This window comes from Mesorhizobium tamadayense (assembly GCF_003863365.1).
Taxonomy (GTDB): Bacteria; Pseudomonadota; Alphaproteobacteria; order Rhizobiales; family Rhizobiaceae; genus Mesorhizobium; species Mesorhizobium tamadayense.
Map to the genome: position 1 here is coordinate 81,205 of NZ_RQXT01000004.1, position 15,441 is coordinate 96,645.

Genomic DNA, 15,441 nt, shown 5'->3' on the forward strand with positions numbered 1-15,441 from the left:
GACGGGCATGAGCGCGCCTGCTGACCGTGACTGAACATGTTACTGTCACGGCTGCCGGTTAATTAAGCGTTCTTTTACGCTGTTGAATTGGCGGCAAGAAAAGCTTGCCGCTTGGACTCAAGCGTCGCGAAGCGCTTCAGGAAAGCCGCTTGCGCCCAGGTCACCGAGCGCGGCGTGAGATCGAAGCGATCAGCGGAAAAACCGCGCGGCCGGCCGAAATACTCGGTCGCCTCCGCCGTCGAGAAGCCGGCGAGCAGTGTCGCCTCGTAATAGGCGGCGATCTGGTCGGCGCGCTTGATGTCCTTGCGCAAGGCGGCGCCGAGCTCCGCCGGCAGCGAGAAACGCAGATGGATGGCGCGCTGTAGCCGCAGCTCGCAGTCCTTGTAGGAGCCGCCCATCACCGACTTGAAGGGCGAGATCATGTCGCCGATGACATATTCAGGCGCGTCGTGCAGCAGCGCGGCGAGCCGCGCCTCGGCTGAAGCCGCCGGTACCAGCTCGCCATAGAGCGCCTCGACCAGCAGCGAATGCTGTGCGACCGAAAAGGCGTGTTCGCCGCTGGTCTGGCCATTCCAGCGGGCGACGCGGGCGAGCCCGTGCGCGATGTCGGCGATCTCGATGTCGAGCGGCGAGGGGTCGAGCAGGTCGAGCCGCCGGCCGGAGAGCATGCGTTGCCAGGCGCGCGGCGGCGCTCCAGCCCTGTCGGCCGCCATCAGGCCTCCTCCGCGCTGACCGCATCCTGCGGGAAGGTGAATTTTGCCCAGGCGGGGATGGCAAGGATGATTGCGGTCTCGCCGGCCATGATCGAGTCGCAGGCGTCGAGCGCCGCCTTGACGCGGTCGATGCGGGCGATGGCGAGGCCGCGTCCGCCGCTTACCGAACCCAGCTTGCCCACCGGGCGGCCATTGACAGTCACCTCCGTGCCGGCCGGCGGCAGCGAGCCGGCGGCAGCGGCGATCAGCACGCGCCGTCGCGCGGTGCCGCGATGCTGCATGCGCGAGACCACTTCCTGGCCGACATAGCAACCCTTCTTGAAGCCGACGCCGCCGGTCTCGTCGAGCAGCACGTCATGCGGGAAGGCGTCGCCGAGCTGGTAGTCGGAACCGCTTTCCGCGATGCCGTTGGCGATGCGGAGCGCCTGCCATGCCCTGACGTCGCCATCTTCCGCTGCGCTGCCGTAGAGACGCCTGACCGCCACATCGCGGAAGCGAGCGTCGACCAGCGCAATTGAATCAGAAGGTGAGGTGGTTGAATCATCGCCCCACGCGACGGTGACAAGCGCCTGATCCTGCTTGGCGATCTCGGCCTTGGCTCTTAGCCGGTAAAGCATCAGCCGGCGCACAAAATCATCGGCTATGTCGGCCCGGCATTCCAGCTGGAAGCCATTCTCGCCGGCGCGCGAAATCAGGAAATCGAATAGGATCTTGCCCTGCGGCGCCAGCAGCGCGCCGGGCTTCGCCTCGCCGGCGCCGAGCGTATCGAGATCGGTGGTGAGGATGTTTTGCAAGAAATGCTCGGCATCCGGTCCTGATACGGAAATGAGCGCACGGTCTTTCAGCAGGGCAAAGGGCATGAGCGTGATGTCGGCCTGATCTTGCAAAAATGATGGTCATTACGTAAGCCGGCCACACTCCCCCCGCAAGAGATTGGACCTGTCCATGGCAACCACCTTCGACCTCATCCTGACAGGCGGCACGGTGGTCAACCACGACGGCGAGGGCCGGCGCGACGTTGGCGTGAAGGCCGGACGCATTGCCGCGATAGGCGATCTCGGCCAGGCATCGGCCGGCGAGACGATCGACTGCAAGGGCCTGCACATCCTGCCCGGCGTCGTCGACAGCCAGGTGCATTTCCGCGAACCGGGGCTGGAGCACAAGGAAGATCTGGAAACCGGCTCCCGCGCCGCTGTGCTGGGCGGCGTCACCGCCGTCTTCGAAATGCCCAACACCAATCCGCTGACCACCGGCGAAGCGGCCCTTGCCGACAAGGTGCGGCGCGCCACCGGCCGCATGCATTGCGACTTCGCCTTCTGGGTCGGCGGCACGCGCGACAATGCCGGCGATGTCGGCGAACTCGAACGGCTGCCGGGCGCTGCCGGCATTAAAGTGTTCATGGGCTCGTCCACCGGCGATCTTTTGGTCGAGGACGACGAGGGCGTTGCCTCGATCCTGCGCAACACGCGCCGCCGCTCCGCTTTTCATTCGGAGGACGAGTTCCGCCTGCGCGAGCGGCTTGGGCTCCGCGTCGAGGGCGACCCGTCGTCCCATTCCGTCTGGCGCGACGAGATCGCGGCGTTGCGCTGCACCGAGCGCCTGGTGCGCATCGCCAGGCAAACGCGCGCGCGCATCCATGTGCTGCACATCTCGACGGCGGAAGAGATCCTTTTCCTCGAGCAGCATAAGGATGTCGCCACCTGCGAGGCCACGCCGCACCATCTGACGCTCTCGGCGGACGACTATGCGCGGCTCGCCACGCTCATCCAGATGAACCCGCCGGTGCGGGCGGCGCGCCACCGCGACGGCGTCTGGCATGGTATTTCGCAGGGCATTGTCGACGTGCTCGGGTCCGACCATGCGCCGCACACGCTGGCCGAGAAGGCAAAGCCCTATCCTGCCTCGCCGTCGGGCATGACCGGCGTGCAGACGCTGGTACCGATCATGCTCGACCATGTGAACGCCGGCCGGCTCACCCTGCAGCGTTTCGTCGATCTCTCCAGCCACGGGCCGCAGCGCATCTTCGGCATGGCCAGAAAAGGCCGCATCGCCGCCGGCTACGACGCCGATTTCACCGTCGTGGACCTGAAGCGCCGCGAGACCATCACCAACGCGCAGGCCGGCTCCAAGGCCGGCTGGACGCCTTATGACGGCAGGCAAGTCACCGGCTGGCCGGTCGGCACCGTCGTGCGCGGCAAGCGCGTCATGTGGGAGGGCGAGATCGTCACGCCCGGCCAGGGCAGGGCGGTGGAGTTTTCCGAGGCGCTGCCGGCTTAGGCCACGTTGGATTTCTTAAGCGCTCTGCATTATGTTTGCGGAGTCATGACCGCAAATATTGCGCCGATTGTTCCCGCAGAGTTCCCGCAGCTCCAGGCGCTGGCCTGGAACCGGGATGCCGCGCGCCCGATCCCGGCGGAAGAGGCATTTGCGCTATACGAACGCAATTGGCGTTTTGTCGATCAAAAGCGCCTTACGCAGCGTGAAAAGCTGCTTATAAGGAAGCTGGCTGACAAATTCGGCCACGGTATACTTTTGACCACATCCTGAGTTCCGCCTTCTCCCAAAAGTTCTTCTCGCTGCCCAGACCGCCAAACAGAAAAAACGCGAGTTGAGGTCATGACGGAGTTCAGTAGGCCCGAACATAGGATCATTGCCGAAGCCCTCGGACTAATGGACGCTGAGTTCCTGACCGCCGCACAATGCTGGTTCGGTGGTGGCACTGCCATTGTCATGAAACTCGGTGAATACCGGCGGTCATTGGATGTGGATTTTCTCTGCGCCGACGCCGACGGCTATCGCGAGCTGCGAACACGGGCGTCTGAGCGCGGCGTCGCGGCCTTCTTCCCTGCGCCCGTCGAAGCCATTCGGGATTTTCAGATCGATCAGTATGGCCTGAGGACGGTTGTGCGCATCAAAGGTCAGCCGATCCGGTTCGAAGTCGTCCGGGAAGGTCGCATCCAATTGCGAGGGCATCTCGACGAGGATTTGAAGGTGCCGGCCCTCGTTCTACCAGACATGTTTGCCGAGAAGCTGTTGGCGAATGCCGATCGATGCCAGGATCGCGCAACCGCATATCGAGATGCCTTCGACCTTGGGATGCTGGTCAAAACCTATGGGCAAATCCCGACCGAAGCCCTCGACAAGGCGCAGACCGCCTACGGGCCCGATATCCGGCGCAAAGTCGCCTGGGTGGTGGGCAAGCTCCGGGACAAGGGCGAATTGAGCTACGCCGCCGACGTTCTGCAAATGGATGTCAGGGTGGGAGTCGACGCCATCTCGGCCTTGCGAGAGGAAGCGGCTCGCATATGGCCGCAGGCCGACAAGGGATAAACTCTCCTGCTCAATCCCCGGCGACAAAGAATAGCCACTGGCCGGTGGGCGTGATGCCGACGCGGTAGAAGATGTAGGCGCCGAACTGCTTCATGTCGTCATAGTCGCTCGCGGTGACGAGCTTGAACAGTTCGACACGCTGCCTGGGGTCGAGCTTGTCAAGCGGAAGCGCGAAGAAATACGGCCAGACATAGAGTTCCTGCGCTGTGCCGGTGTCAACATGGACATAGCCGGCGCTGAGCACCTCTTCCAGTATTGCGAGGATCTCTTGGCCGTCGCTGTCGCCGGACAAGCCTTTGAGGAAAGTGATCGGGTCGCCGTCGATGTCGCCGAGCGACAACTGCGTCGTGGAATCGCCCGAGCCGATCAGCGGCCGAAGCTTCTCTATGTCGCCGGTCTTGCAGGCCTCTACGATCAGGCCGTGCATGCGCTTGACCGGTTCAGGCAGCTTGTCGAGGTCGTAGACGACGGGTGGCGGCGGCGCGTCCGGATCGGTGCGTGGGCTGGTGATGCCGCCGCTGCCGGTTGGCGCCTCGGGCTCGCTCTTGTCCGTGCCGTCGGCGGGCTGGCTGTTGTCGGAAGGTTTGCTGCCGGGTGGGGCGGGCATCGGCACAGTGGTCCCCGGAACGGCAGTGTCGTCACTGGTGGGCGGCGTGACCGGCGAAGGCAAATCCTCGCGCTGGATCTCGCTTAGCGCGAAGGAAGGCGTGCTGGCGAGGCACAAGCCCAGCGGAGATGCCAGGCTGGACGCAGCGATCCACATGCCGACGGTCCAGGCGCGCGATTTGCCTGCCAACGAAGATTTCACCCCTTGCCTCTCCATGATCCCGGGCTCGCTCGGTCCGGACAGCGTTTTGAGCTGTTAGGGCACCTGCGCATAATGCTCAAATGGCGCGTCGCCGTCAAAAGTCGCTGTCAGAAAGCGGGCGGGCGGAGGGGTGTTGAGATTCAGGTCAGGCCGGGTCGAAAATGGCGGGTTCCGAGAACCGGAGCGGAGCGTACTTAAGTACGTGAGCACCGGAAGCGCAGGAAACCGACATTTGCAGGCCGGCATCACCTGAATCTCAACACGCCTTAGTGCTTGAGCCGTTCCGGCTCGAAAGCGCCCGAGATCACCTTTTCGCGCATGCGGTCAAGCAGCGCCAGCGCTGAGGTCTCGCCATTGGCGCGCAACATCTCCCCGAAGGCGGTTTCCAGCGCCGCCTCGGCGATGATTTCGGGCTCGATGCCGGCCGACAATCCTTCCGCCCAGGCTTCGCTGTGGCTCTCCACGGCGGTCAGACGCTTTTCTTCCCTGACCAACGCGTCGATGTCGCTGACACCATGTTCCATTGCGATGTCCACCTTTTTCAAGCGGCGATCCGACGATGGATCGGGCTCGATCTGTCTGTTTGCGGCAGCCTCGGATAAGTCATACATTGTTACGGTCGAAATCTACATTTCGAGCAGGGCTGCAATCAATCCATGCCAACCTTAGCCGATTAGGCCGGCTTGCGGCATCAAAACCTTCAGTTTGAGTTAATTCCGCATTTGTGCACTAACGTTTCATTAACATTGTTGCACAAGCGCAACACATGATTGCACCAACGCGCAGCCTGACACAATAAGGCGCGTCACATTGGAGCGGATTCCTGGTGGATTAGGCGTGTCGCCCAAAAGCGTGTAGCGGTTTTGGGAAACCGACAAAGCAAAGACTTAAAGCGCGTCGCTCGAATCCGTTTCGACGCGACGCGCTTCAACGCGCAAACCGCGATCGACGCTGGCGCTCAATTTCCATACCGGGAAGCGATGTCGCGCGACAGCGTCTCGCCTTCCTTCATGTAGCGGGCAATGGCCTCGGTGGCCGAAGGCGTGCATCGCGTGTAGGTGCCGCTGAAGGAGCGGTAGCCGCGATTGAAGGAGGCGATGAAGCGGGCGCGCCGGTCGGGATCGGCGTTTTCCGATTCGAGCAGCTTTTCCATCTCGAGCCGCCACTGGTCGCCCTTCTCGCCGCAGAGATTGCGCAGGAAATGCAGTGAGCCCAGCACCTCAGCGAGCCGCATCAGCCCCGGCTCGAACGGCGCCTCTGCCGCGAGTATCGGCCGCGCCGTGACGGCCATACTGATGGCAAGGCATGCGGCGAGAAAGGGTGAGGCGCGGGTCATCAGGGCCTTTCGATGAAAGAGCAAGGCTTTGTGACGAAACATTTTGCCGCCTGCAAGGCTATTTATAAGCGTCGCCGCCCGTTGTCCTGCGTGGGCCCAGCAACTCCTCGGCCACCTCGAGCACATCATCGGCGAGCGGCATCTCCGCCATTTCGGCCAGCGTGTAGAAGGCGGCTGTCTCGGCGTCGTCGCTCGCCACCGGCTCGCCGCTAACATAGGCCGCGCCGAACACCGTCAGCAGATAGTCGACGGCGTGGTTCTCAGCACGGCCGTCGATATGGATGTCGCGCAGCGGGCGATAGTCCTCCGCCTCGAGCCCGGTTTCCTCCTCGAGCTCGCGCGCTGCGGCTCCCTTCAGCGTCTCGCCCGGCTCGACCTTGCCGCCGGGATAGGCGTAGAGGCCTTGCGAGGGCGGCCGCGCGCGCTTGACCAGCAGCACCGTCTGGCCGCGCACGAGGGCGACAGAGACGGCGGGGATGATCTTGCGTGCTTCCATGACGTGCCTAATGCTTTCGCAGCCTGTTGTGGACCGACTGGTGGGGCTCAGCTCTAATGCATGTCGCGCAAAAGTGTGCAGCGGTTTTGCGAAAACGACATGTATAAAAAAACAAAGACCTAAAGCGCGTCGCCTTTTAGCGGTTGCGGCGCGGCGGTTCCATCGCCACTTTTGTGGCGCCTCAATTCGAAGAGCCTCGATCCATGTGCGGACGCTTTGCCCTGACCGCCACGCCGGACCAGACCGCCGCCTTGCTGGGCCTGGCGGAGCTGGATGAATTTCCGGCCCGCTACAACATCTCCCCGACGCAGCCCGTGCTGATGGCGTTGGCCGGTCCGCCGCGATCACCCGGTTCCAACCTGCCGGACCGCCAGGCGATGCTGGTACGCTGGGGGCTGATCCCGACCTGGGTCAAGGACACGAAGGAATTTCCGCTGCTCTTCAACGCCCGCTCGGAAGGTGTCTTCGAAATGGCCTCGTTCAAGACCGCGATGCGCCATCGCCGCGCTTTGGTGCCGGCCTCCGGCTTCTATGAATGGCAGCAGTCGGGTACGGCCAAGGGCCAGCCTTACTGGATCCGGCCGCGCCGTGGCGGGGTGATCGCCTTCGCCGGCCTGGTCGAGACCTATGCCGAGCCCGGCGGCTCCGAGATGGACACCGGCGCGATTCTGACCACGCATGCCAGCGCCGGCATCGCCCACATCCGCGACCGTATGCCAGTGGTGATCGACGAGCGCGACTTCGCCCGCTGGCTGGATTGCCGCACGCAGGAGCCACGCGACGTGCTCGATCTACTCAAGCCCGTCGAGCCCGATTTCTTTGAGGCGATTCCGGTCTCCGACCTCGTCAACAAGGTCGCCAACACCGGGCCGGAAATTCAGGAGCGGGGCGTTGTCGGGCCTCAGCCCGAGAAGGTCAGGCGCCAGAAGCCCGGCGCGGATGATAACCAGATGACCCTGCTTTAGCGAAGGCAGCTAGCGGAGGCCTTCGTCTCCAGGGCGCGCATTGGCGTCGCCCTCATTGCCGGCGCCCTGATCATCAGGGACTACGCCGGTCGTGCCGTTTCAGGCGGCGCGCGGCGAAACGATCTTCTGCGCCGGCTTCTTCTTCTTCGCGGTATGAAGAAGGGCTGCGACTATGGCCGCCGGGCCGATCGCGCGGTAGTGGCTGGCGAGCGCTGGTTGCGCCGGTCGGCTCTGTTCCTGCTTGCTTCGTGACATTGTTCTCTTCCCTGGTAACGTTTTCGTGTCCCGCGTTTGCCGGTCGATTCGGACCAAATCGTGACACCCGGCGGGTCTAGCCGGCGAATGTTTCATCACTGTGCCGACATGTTTAATAAAATGTTTCGGCCCGTCTTTACCTGTGATCCAACGCCGTCGTTCCCGAGTTGAGCGACTTGACGGCAACACCTGCGGGCGCGATAAAGCCGCCCATGAAAACGTCTTTCGCCATTTGTGGTATTTGCATTATTGACTAGCCTCGCGCTGGTCCGGACGTTTTCGCCTCATCTTTCCCCAGATTGGACAAACGCCCCGGCCAGCAGGCTGGAGCCCGATTTGCGCCTTGGCGCAAGAAGGGTTCCATTCAAGTCCAAGGGATCGGAAGGGCACGCATGTCTGACGCATCGAAGGGCCTCAGCCTATACAACACGCTAACGCGGACGAAGGAACGATTCATCCCGATCGATCCGCTGAACGTGCGCATGTATGTCTGCGGCCCGACCGTCTACGACTTTGCCCATATCGGCAATGCGCGGCCGGCGATCGTCTTCGACGTGCTTTTCCGTTTGCTGCGCCAGCTCCACGGCGAGAACCACGTCACGTATGTGCGCAACATCACGGATGTCGACGACAAGATAAACACGCGCGCGCTACGCGATTTTGGCGGCGAGATCGCGGCGGGAAAACTGTCGCTCAACGACGCCATCCGCAAGGTCACCGAGAAGACCGCCGATCAGTACCACAAGGATGTCGCGGCGCTGGGCTGCCTGGAGCCGACCTTCGAGCCGCGCGCGACCGAGTTCGTCGCGCCACGCGCGGACGGCAAAGCCGACATGCTGTCGTTGATCGAGCAATTGATCGAGCGCGGCCATGCCTATGTCGCCAGCGGCGAGGTGCTGTTCGACACCGCCTCGATGCCGGACTATGGCGAGCTGTCGAAGCGCAATCTCGACGAGCAGCAGGCCGGCGCCCGCATCGCGGTCGACGAGCATAAGAAGAACCCCGGCGACTTCGTTTTGTGGAAGCTGTCGAGCCCGGAAGAGCCCGGCTGGGAAAGCCCCTGGGGCAGGGGCAGGCCTGGCTGGCACATCGAATGCTCGGCAATGTCGGCCGCCTATCTCGGCGAGGTCTTCGACATCCATGGCGGCGGCCTCGACCTGATCTTCCCGCACCACGAGAACGAGATCGCCCAGTCGCGCTGCGCCCACGGCACCAAGGTCATGGCGAATGTGTGGATGCACAACGGCTTCCTGCAGGTCGAAGGCCAGAAGATGTCGAAGAGCCTCGGCAATTTCTATTCGATCCATGAGCTTCTGGAGACCGAGACCTTCGGCGGCCGCACGTGGCCGGGCGAGGTGCTGCGGCTGGCGATGCTGATGACGCATTACCGCGAGCCGATCGACTTTTCCGTGCGCAAGCTGGAGGAGGCGGAAAACACGCTGCGCAAATGGAAACGCGCGGCGGACATGGCGCCGGAGGCGGCGAAGAACCTGCCGGCCGACGTGGTGGAGGCTTTGTCCGACGACCTCGCCACCTACGCTGCCTTCCAGCGGCTGACGCAGCTTGCCGGCGAGGCGATCGAGTTCAGCGGCGACGGCGAGAATACCGCCGCCGCTTCACTGAAGGCAGCGCTCGCCTTCCTCGGCTTCGACGTCGGCGCGGCTAAGGTGGACGAGGCGGCGATCGCCAAGGCGATCACCAAGCGCCTGGACCTGATCGCTCAGAAGAACTGGCCCGAGGCCGACCGCATCCGCGAGGAGCTCTTGGGGGAGGGCGTGCAGCTCAAGGACGGCAAGGACCCAATTACCGGCGAACGCGTGACGACGTGGGAGGTGAAGCGGTGAGGAGTCTTGGGCGATTGGCGAAAGCGTGGGGCTGCGTAGCCATGGGCCACGACTTCGTTCCATCCCGTCAGCGCAAGAACGCCAAGTCCATGCGGCGCGCGATGACCGATGCCGAACTGAAGCTCTGGAACGAGTTGCGCGCTCACAGGCTGATGGGAATGAGCTTTCGGCGGCAGGTGCCGACAGGGCCTTATATCATCGACTTCGCTTGCTCGGCTCACCGGCTCATAGTCGAAGTCGACGGCAGCCAGCATGCTGATGCCGAACACTCAGCGCGAGACGAGGCACGAAGCGCTTATTTGAAGGCAAGCGGCTGGACCATCCTGCGCTTCTGGAACGACGACGTCATCCGCGATATCGACAATGTCTGCCAGCACATCGTCATCGCGGCCGGCGAGGCCTGCGCCGAAGTGCCGGAAAAAGCAACGGAGGAGCTCGTTCCATGATCGACCATCTCGGCATCAGCGTTTCCGATTTTGAAAAGTCCAAGGCTTTCTATGACAAGGCGATTGCGCCGCTTGGCGCTTCGCTGCTCTACATGGTGCCGGAGGAGTATACCGGCGGCGCCAAGGTCGGTGGCTATGGCCGCGACCGGCCGGTGTTCTGGCTGAGCGCCGGCAAGGACAAGCCGAGGGACCACCAGCACGTCGCCTTCACTGCGCGCAGCCGCGCCGAAGTCGACGCCTTCCATGCCGCGGCCCTCGCGGCTGGCGGCAAGGACAATGGCGGGCCGGGCCTGCGCCCGCATTATCATCCGAACTATTACGGCGCCTTCGTCTTCGATCCCGACGGCAACAATGTCGAGGCGGTCTGCCATGATGCGGAGTGAGTCCATGAATCATCGGAGCGAGCCATGAGCCTCGACAACCGGCCGGTCTACACGGGCGGCTGTCAGTGCGGCAGGGTGCGCTTCCGCGTCGAGGGCGCGCTGGGCGACGCATCGGTCTGCCATTGCCGCATGTGCCAGAAGGCGAGCGGCAATTTCTACCTGCCGCTGGTCTCGGTGCGCGGCGCCAGGTTGGACTGGACGCGCGGCGAGCCGAAGCGCTTCCGCTCATCCAGCGCCGCATGGCGCGGCTTCTGCGCCGAATGCGGCACGCCGCTGACCTTCGAGGCGCCCGACGGCATAGCGCTGGCGATTGCCGCCTTCGACGACCCGGCCGGCATCGCGCCGACCATCCAGTGGGGCGTCGAGGCGAAGCTTCCCTATGTCGATAGCATCCCCAAACTGCCGTCCGAGGAGACGATGGGCGATGTCTCGTCGGCACCCTATCTGGCCGAACTCGTCTCCTATCAGCATCCCGACCATGACACCGACCATTGGGACACCGACCAATGGCCGCCGGAGGAAAAACCATGACCGATCAAGTTCGAACGGGGGGCTGCCAGTGCGGCGCCGTGCGCTTCCGCATCAAGGGCAAGCTTGGGCGCCCATCCATCTGCCACTGCCGCATGTGCCAGAAACAGTTTGGCAATTTCTTCGGCGCGCTGGTGACGGTGCCGAAGGACGGCGTCGAATGGACCCATGAGGAGCCGAGCTATTTCCAGTCCTCGGTCAACATCGATCGCGGCTTCTGCCGCCGCTGCGGCACGCCTCTGACCTACCGCCAGCCGGGCGGGCTGGAGATCGCCATTGGCGCCTTCGACGACCGCTCCGATCTGGCGCCGCAGATCCAAGTCAACTACGCGGTGCGGCTGCCCTGGGTGGAAAAGATCTTCGAGGCGCCGGTCCACGACGACCCCGACTACTACGCGAGGCAGGAGCAGATCATCTCCTTCCAGCATCCCGACCACGAGACGGCCAACTGGCCGCAGCAGGGCCTGAAACTATGACGATTGCCGCCGGTTCCTTGCGCACGCTCTATCCCGAGATCGAGCCGTTCGAGTCAGGCATGCTCGACGTCGGCGACGGCCACACCATCTACTGGGAGCGCTGCGGCACCAGGGGCGCCAAGCCCGCCGTGTTCCTGCATGGCGGGCCGGGCGGCACGATCTCGCCGAAACACCGGCGGCTGTTCGATCCGAAGCTTTACGACGTCATCCTGTTCGACCAGCGCGGCTGCGGTAAGTCGACACCCAACGCCTCGCTTGAAGCCAACACCACCTGGCACCTCGTTGCCGACATCGAGCGCTTGCGCGAAATGTGTGGCTTCGACAAATGGCTGGTGTTCGGCGGCTCCTGGGGATCGACGCTGGCGCTCGCCTATTCCGAGACGCATCCGGAACGTGTCAGCGAACTCGTCGTGCGCGGCATCTACACGCTCACCCGCGCCGAGCTCGAATGGTACTATCAGTTCGGCGTCTCGGAAATGTTCCCCGACAAATGGGAGCGCTTCCTGGCGCCGATCCCCCAGGCCGAGCGCGGCGACATGATGGCCGCCTACCGCAAGCGCCTGGTGGGGTCCGACCGCCAGCGCCAAGTCGAGGCAGCCCTTGCCTGGAGCCTCTGGGAAGGCGAGACGATCACGCTGCTGCCGGAGCCCGAAACCAGCACGCCCTTCGGCCAGGACGACTATGCGGTCGCGTTTGCCCGCATCGAGAACCACTATTTCGTCCATGCCGGCTGGCTGGAGGAGGGACAGCTGCTGCGCGACGCGTGGAAGCTCAAGGACATTCCCGGCATCATCGTCCACGGCCGCTACGACATGCCGTGCCCGGCGCGCTACGCCTGGGCGCTGCACAGGGCCTGGCCGAAGGCGGATTTCCACCTCATCGAGGGCGCCGGCCATGCCTATTCGGAGCCCGGGATTTTGGACCGGCTGATCCGGGCCACGGATGGGTTTGCGGGGAAGATTTAACTAATGCGCAGCGATCCTTCCCACCCCCCTCTGTCCTGCCGGACATCTCCCCCGCAAGGGGGGAGATTGGATGTCGCCGTCGCTTTCGCCAATCGCCGACGCTGTAGGACAAGCGCCATCGGCAAAGCTGCCGATCTCCCCCCTTGCGGGGGAGATGTCCGGCAGGACAGAGGGGGGTGCTCAAGCACCTTGCCATCATGACAAAGCAACGCCTTTTCCTCTTCGACACCACCCTCCGCGACGGCCAGCAGACGCCGGGCATCGATTTTTCCGTCGAGGACAAGATCGCCATCGCCAAGCTGCTCGACGACTTCGGCGTCGACTATGTCGAGGGCGGCTATCCCGGCGCCAACCCGACCGACACCGCCTTCTTCCAGGAGAAGCGGACGGAGAGCGCGAAATTCGTTGCCTTCGGCATGACCAAGCGGGCAGGGGTCTCAGCCTCCAACGACCCGGGGCTGGCGGCGCTCGTGCAGTCGAAATCGGACGCCATCTGCTTCGTCGCCAAGAGCTGGGACTACCATGTGCGCGTGGCGCTCGGCTGCACCAACGAGGAGAACCTGGACTCGATCAAGGTCTCGGTCGAGACGGCAGTCGCTGCGGCCAAGGAGGCGATGGTCGACTGCGAGCATTTCTTCGATGGCTTCAAGGCCAATCCCGCCTATGCGCTGGCCTGCGCCAGGACAGCCTACGATGCTGGCGCGCGCTGGGTGGTGCTGTGCGACACCAATGGCGGCACCCAGCCGTCCGAGGTCCGCGCCATCGTCGAGAAGGTGATCGCCGGCGGCATTCCAGGCGACCGTCTCGGCATCCACGCCCATGACGATACCGGCCAGGCGGTGGCGAATTCGCTCGCCGCCGTCGAGGCCGGTGTGCGCCAGATCCAGGGCACGCTGAACGGCATCGGCGAGCGCTGCGGCAACGCCAATTTGATCTCCATCATCCCGACGCTTTCGCTGAAACCGGCCTTCGCCGATCGTTTCGAGACCGGCATTTCGGCCGAGGCGCTGACCCGAATATCCAGGCTCTCCCGTGCTTTCGACGAGCTGCTCAATCGCGCGCCGGAAGCGCAGGCGCCCTATGTCGGCTCGTCCGCCTTCGCCACCAAGGCCGGCATCCATGCGTCCGCTTTGGCCAAGGAGCCGGCGACTTACGAGCACGTGCCGCCGGAAACGGTCGGCAACCGCCGCCGCGTCATGGTCTCCGACCAGGGCGGCAAGGCCAATTTCCTCGCCGAGCTGAAACGGCGCGGCATCGATGTGCCGAAGGACGACCGCCGGCTCGACGCGCTGATCGCCGTCGTCAAGGAACGCGAGGCCGAAGGCTATGCCTATGAGGGCGCCGACGCCTCCTTCGAGCTGCTCGCCCGCAAGATGCTGCACGGCCTGCCGGAGTTCTTCACCGTCACCTCGTTCCGCTGCATGGTCGAGCGCCGCTTCGATGCCATCGGCAATTTGAAGACGGTCTCCGAGGCGATCGTCAAGGTTGAGGTCGACGGCGAGGAGAAGATGTCGGTGGCGGAAGGCCACGGCCCGGTCAACGCGCTCGACATCGCGCTGCGTAAGGATCTCGGCAAGTACCAGAGCGAGATCGTCGACCTAGAACTCGCCGACTTCAAAGTGCGTATCCTGAACGGCGGCACCGAGGCCATCACTCGCGTTCTGATCGAATCGCACGATTCGACCGGCTCCCGCTGGTGGACGGTTGGCGTCTCGGAAAACATAATCGACGCCTCCTTCCAGGCGCTGATGGATTCGATAGTCTACAAGCTGATGAAGAACCGCGAGATGGCGGGCCTGGTGGCGGCGGAGTGAGGCTCCTTTCCTCTCCCCACTTCGTGGGGCGAGGAACTTGGGCACCCCCCTTGAACCATCACAGAAAGTCCATTGATCCATCAGAAATTTGCGATGGTCTTGGGCACCCGCCTGGGCCATAGCGTTGGGCCATGGCCACCGAAACAGCTCTCCTAGATGCCGACGCCAAGGCCCGCCGCGGCTTTCTCCTGGCGCTCGGCGCTTATTTCCTGTGGGGGCTGTTACCCTTCTACATGAAGGCAGTGGCGCATCTACCGCTCGCCGAGGTGATCGCCAACCGCGTCGTCTGGTCGGTGCCGATCGCGGCTATAGTGCTGGTCTGGGCCGGCCGCACGGCCGATTTCAAGGCCGCGATCCGCTCGCCTCGGAGCATCGCCATGGCGGCGCTGACGGCGGTGCTGATCTCGATCAACTGGGGCATCTATGTCTGGGCGATCGCGGTCGACCGCACCATCGAGACCGCGCTCGGCTATTACATCAATCCGCTGGTCAGCGTCGTCGTTGGTGCTGTGCTGCTTGGCGAGCGGCTCGACCGGCTGCAGATCGCGGCGGTGGCGCTTGCGGCAATCGCGGTGGCGGTGCTGACGATCGACGCCGGCAAGCTGCCCTGGGTGTCGCTGGCGCTCGCCTTCTCCTTCGCCGCCTACGGCTTCTTCCGCAAGACGCTGCCGATCGGTCCGAGCCAGGGCTTTCTGCTCGAAGTGCTGCTGCTCTCGGTGCCGGCGCTCTGCTACATCGCCTACCTGATCGCCACCGGGCAGGATCATTTCGTCTCCAGCACCGCCACCGACACGGCGCTGCTGATGGGCTGCGGCCCGATCACGGCAGTGCCGCTGCTGCTCTTTGCCTTTGGCGCCAGGTTGCTGCGCCTCTCCACCATCGGCATCATGCAGTATATCGCGCCGACCATGGTGTTCCTGATCGCCGTGCTGATCTTCGGCGAGCCCTTCGGCACGACGCAAGCCATCGCCTTTGCGCTGATCTGGACGGCGCTGGCCATGTATAGCTGGTCGATGTTCAAGGGCCGCGAGGTCCGCCCGGCGGCACCCGCGACAAGGTAAGCAATTCCAGGAAAAGTGTGA

19 protein-coding genes are annotated in these 15,441 nt (G+C 63.8%); 12 read left to right on the forward strand and 7 right to left on the reverse strand.

Features of this window, described 5'->3' with window-relative positions; genetic code table 11:
• Positions 1–74 precede the first annotated feature (74 nt).
• A complete protein-coding gene (locus EH240_RS04865) occupies positions 75–713 on the reverse strand; it encodes a YfbR-like 5'-deoxynucleotidase (RefSeq protein ID WP_124996286.1) in 639 nt (212 codons plus the stop codon).
• Positions 713–1,573, reverse strand: coding sequence for a CAF17-like 4Fe-4S cluster assembly/insertion protein YgfZ (gene ygfZ / locus EH240_RS04870; protein WP_124996433.1), 861 nt, complete (start codon positions 1,571–1,573; stop codon positions 713–715). The genes EH240_RS04865 and ygfZ overlap by 1 nt, the downstream gene beginning before the upstream one ends.
• Before the next feature lie 85 nt (positions 1,574–1,658).
• Here ygfZ and EH240_RS04875 point away from each other — a divergent pair, with 85 nt between their 5' ends.
• The 3 genes from EH240_RS04875 to EH240_RS04885 all read left to right on the forward strand — a co-directional run bounded on the left by EH240_RS04875 (position 1,659) and on the right by EH240_RS04885 (position 4,043).
• On the forward strand, positions 1,659–2,990 hold the full coding sequence (locus tag EH240_RS04875; protein ID WP_124996287.1) for a dihydroorotase: 1,332 nt from the start codon (positions 1,659–1,661) through the stop codon (positions 2,988–2,990).
• 45 nt (positions 2,991–3,035) lie between these two features.
• On the forward strand, positions 3,036–3,260 hold the full coding sequence (locus tag EH240_RS04880) for a hypothetical protein (protein ID WP_124996288.1): 225 nt from the start codon (positions 3,036–3,038) through the stop codon (positions 3,258–3,260).
• A 69-nt stretch (positions 3,261–3,329) separates the two neighbouring features.
• On the forward strand, positions 3,330–4,043 hold the full coding sequence (locus EH240_RS04885; RefSeq protein WP_124996289.1) for a nucleotidyl transferase AbiEii/AbiGii toxin family protein: 714 nt from the start codon (positions 3,330–3,332) through the stop codon (positions 4,041–4,043).
• A gap of 10 nt (positions 4,044–4,053) precedes the next feature.
• Here EH240_RS04885 and EH240_RS04890 read toward each other — a convergent pair whose 3' ends face one another.
• From EH240_RS04890 to EH240_RS04905, 4 genes are all read right to left on the reverse strand, one after another.
• Positions 4,054–4,851, reverse strand: a complete 798-nt coding sequence (locus EH240_RS04890; RefSeq protein WP_425374766.1) for a hypothetical protein — start codon at positions 4,849–4,851, stop codon at positions 4,054–4,056.
• Positions 4,852–5,117: 266 nt separating this feature from the next.
• On the reverse strand, positions 5,118–5,375 hold the full coding sequence (locus tag EH240_RS04895; protein WP_040972051.1) for a hypothetical protein: 258 nt from the start codon (positions 5,373–5,375) through the stop codon (positions 5,118–5,120).
• A 434-nt stretch (positions 5,376–5,809) separates the two neighbouring features.
• Positions 5,810–6,187 carry a TIGR02301 family protein gene (locus EH240_RS04900; protein ID WP_124996290.1) on the reverse strand — a complete coding sequence of 126 codons (378 nt, stop codon included), beginning with the start codon at positions 6,185–6,187 and terminating at the stop codon, positions 5,810–5,812.
• Positions 6,188–6,245: 58 nt separating this feature from the next.
• On the reverse strand, positions 6,246–6,683 hold the full coding sequence (locus tag EH240_RS04905) for an NUDIX hydrolase (protein ID WP_124996291.1): 438 nt from the start codon (positions 6,681–6,683) through the stop codon (positions 6,246–6,248).
• A gap of 203 nt (positions 6,684–6,886) precedes the next feature.
• On the opposite strand from EH240_RS04905, the gene EH240_RS04910 reads away from it, so the two are divergent.
• On the forward strand, positions 6,887–7,648 hold the full coding sequence (locus EH240_RS04910) for an SOS response-associated peptidase (RefSeq protein WP_124996292.1): 762 nt from the start codon (positions 6,887–6,889) through the stop codon (positions 7,646–7,648).
• 99 nt (positions 7,649–7,747) lie between these two features.
• On the opposite strand, the gene EH240_RS04915 is transcribed toward EH240_RS04910, so the two are convergent.
• Positions 7,748–7,903, reverse strand: a complete 156-nt coding sequence (locus tag EH240_RS04915) for a hypothetical protein (RefSeq protein WP_124996293.1) — start codon at positions 7,901–7,903, stop codon at positions 7,748–7,750.
• A gap of 392 nt (positions 7,904–8,295) precedes the next feature.
• Between EH240_RS04915 and cysS the strand changes: the two genes are divergently transcribed.
• From cysS to rarD, 8 genes are all read left to right on the forward strand, one after another.
• Positions 8,296–9,747 carry a cysteine--tRNA ligase gene (gene cysS / locus EH240_RS04920; protein WP_124996294.1) on the forward strand — a complete coding sequence of 484 codons (1,452 nt, stop codon included), beginning with the start codon at positions 8,296–8,298 and terminating at the stop codon, positions 9,745–9,747.
• A 41-nt stretch (positions 9,748–9,788) separates the two neighbouring features.
• Positions 9,789–10,193: an endonuclease domain-containing protein gene (locus EH240_RS04925; protein ID WP_124996435.1), complete on the forward strand. Its 405-nt coding sequence runs from the start codon at positions 9,789–9,791 to the stop codon at positions 10,191–10,193.
• Complete coding sequence (locus tag EH240_RS04930) at positions 10,190–10,576, forward strand: VOC family protein (protein WP_124996295.1); 387 nt, start codon at positions 10,190–10,192, stop codon at positions 10,574–10,576. The genes EH240_RS04925 and EH240_RS04930 overlap by 4 nt, the downstream gene beginning before the upstream one ends.
• A 24-nt stretch (positions 10,577–10,600) precedes the next feature.
• Positions 10,601–11,107: a GFA family protein gene (locus EH240_RS04935; protein ID WP_124996296.1), complete on the forward strand. Its 507-nt coding sequence runs from the start codon at positions 10,601–10,603 to the stop codon at positions 11,105–11,107.
• Positions 11,104–11,580, forward strand: a complete 477-nt coding sequence (locus EH240_RS04940; protein WP_124996297.1) for a GFA family protein — start codon at positions 11,104–11,106, stop codon at positions 11,578–11,580. Before EH240_RS04935 ends, EH240_RS04940 begins: the two co-directional genes overlap by 4 nt.
• Complete coding sequence (gene pip, locus EH240_RS04945) at positions 11,577–12,545, forward strand: prolyl aminopeptidase (protein ID WP_124996298.1); 969 nt, start codon at positions 11,577–11,579, stop codon at positions 12,543–12,545. Before EH240_RS04940 ends, pip begins: the two co-directional genes overlap by 4 nt.
• A 197-nt stretch (positions 12,546–12,742) precedes the next feature.
• Positions 12,743–14,359, forward strand: a complete 1,617-nt coding sequence (gene cimA / locus EH240_RS04955) for a citramalate synthase (protein WP_124996436.1) — start codon at positions 12,743–12,745, stop codon at positions 14,357–14,359.
• Positions 14,360–14,490: 131 nt separating this feature from the next.
• Positions 14,491–15,420, forward strand: coding sequence for an EamA family transporter RarD (gene rarD, locus EH240_RS04960; RefSeq protein ID WP_124996299.1), 930 nt, complete (start codon positions 14,491–14,493; stop codon positions 15,418–15,420).
• Positions 15,421–15,441 lie beyond the last annotated feature (21 nt).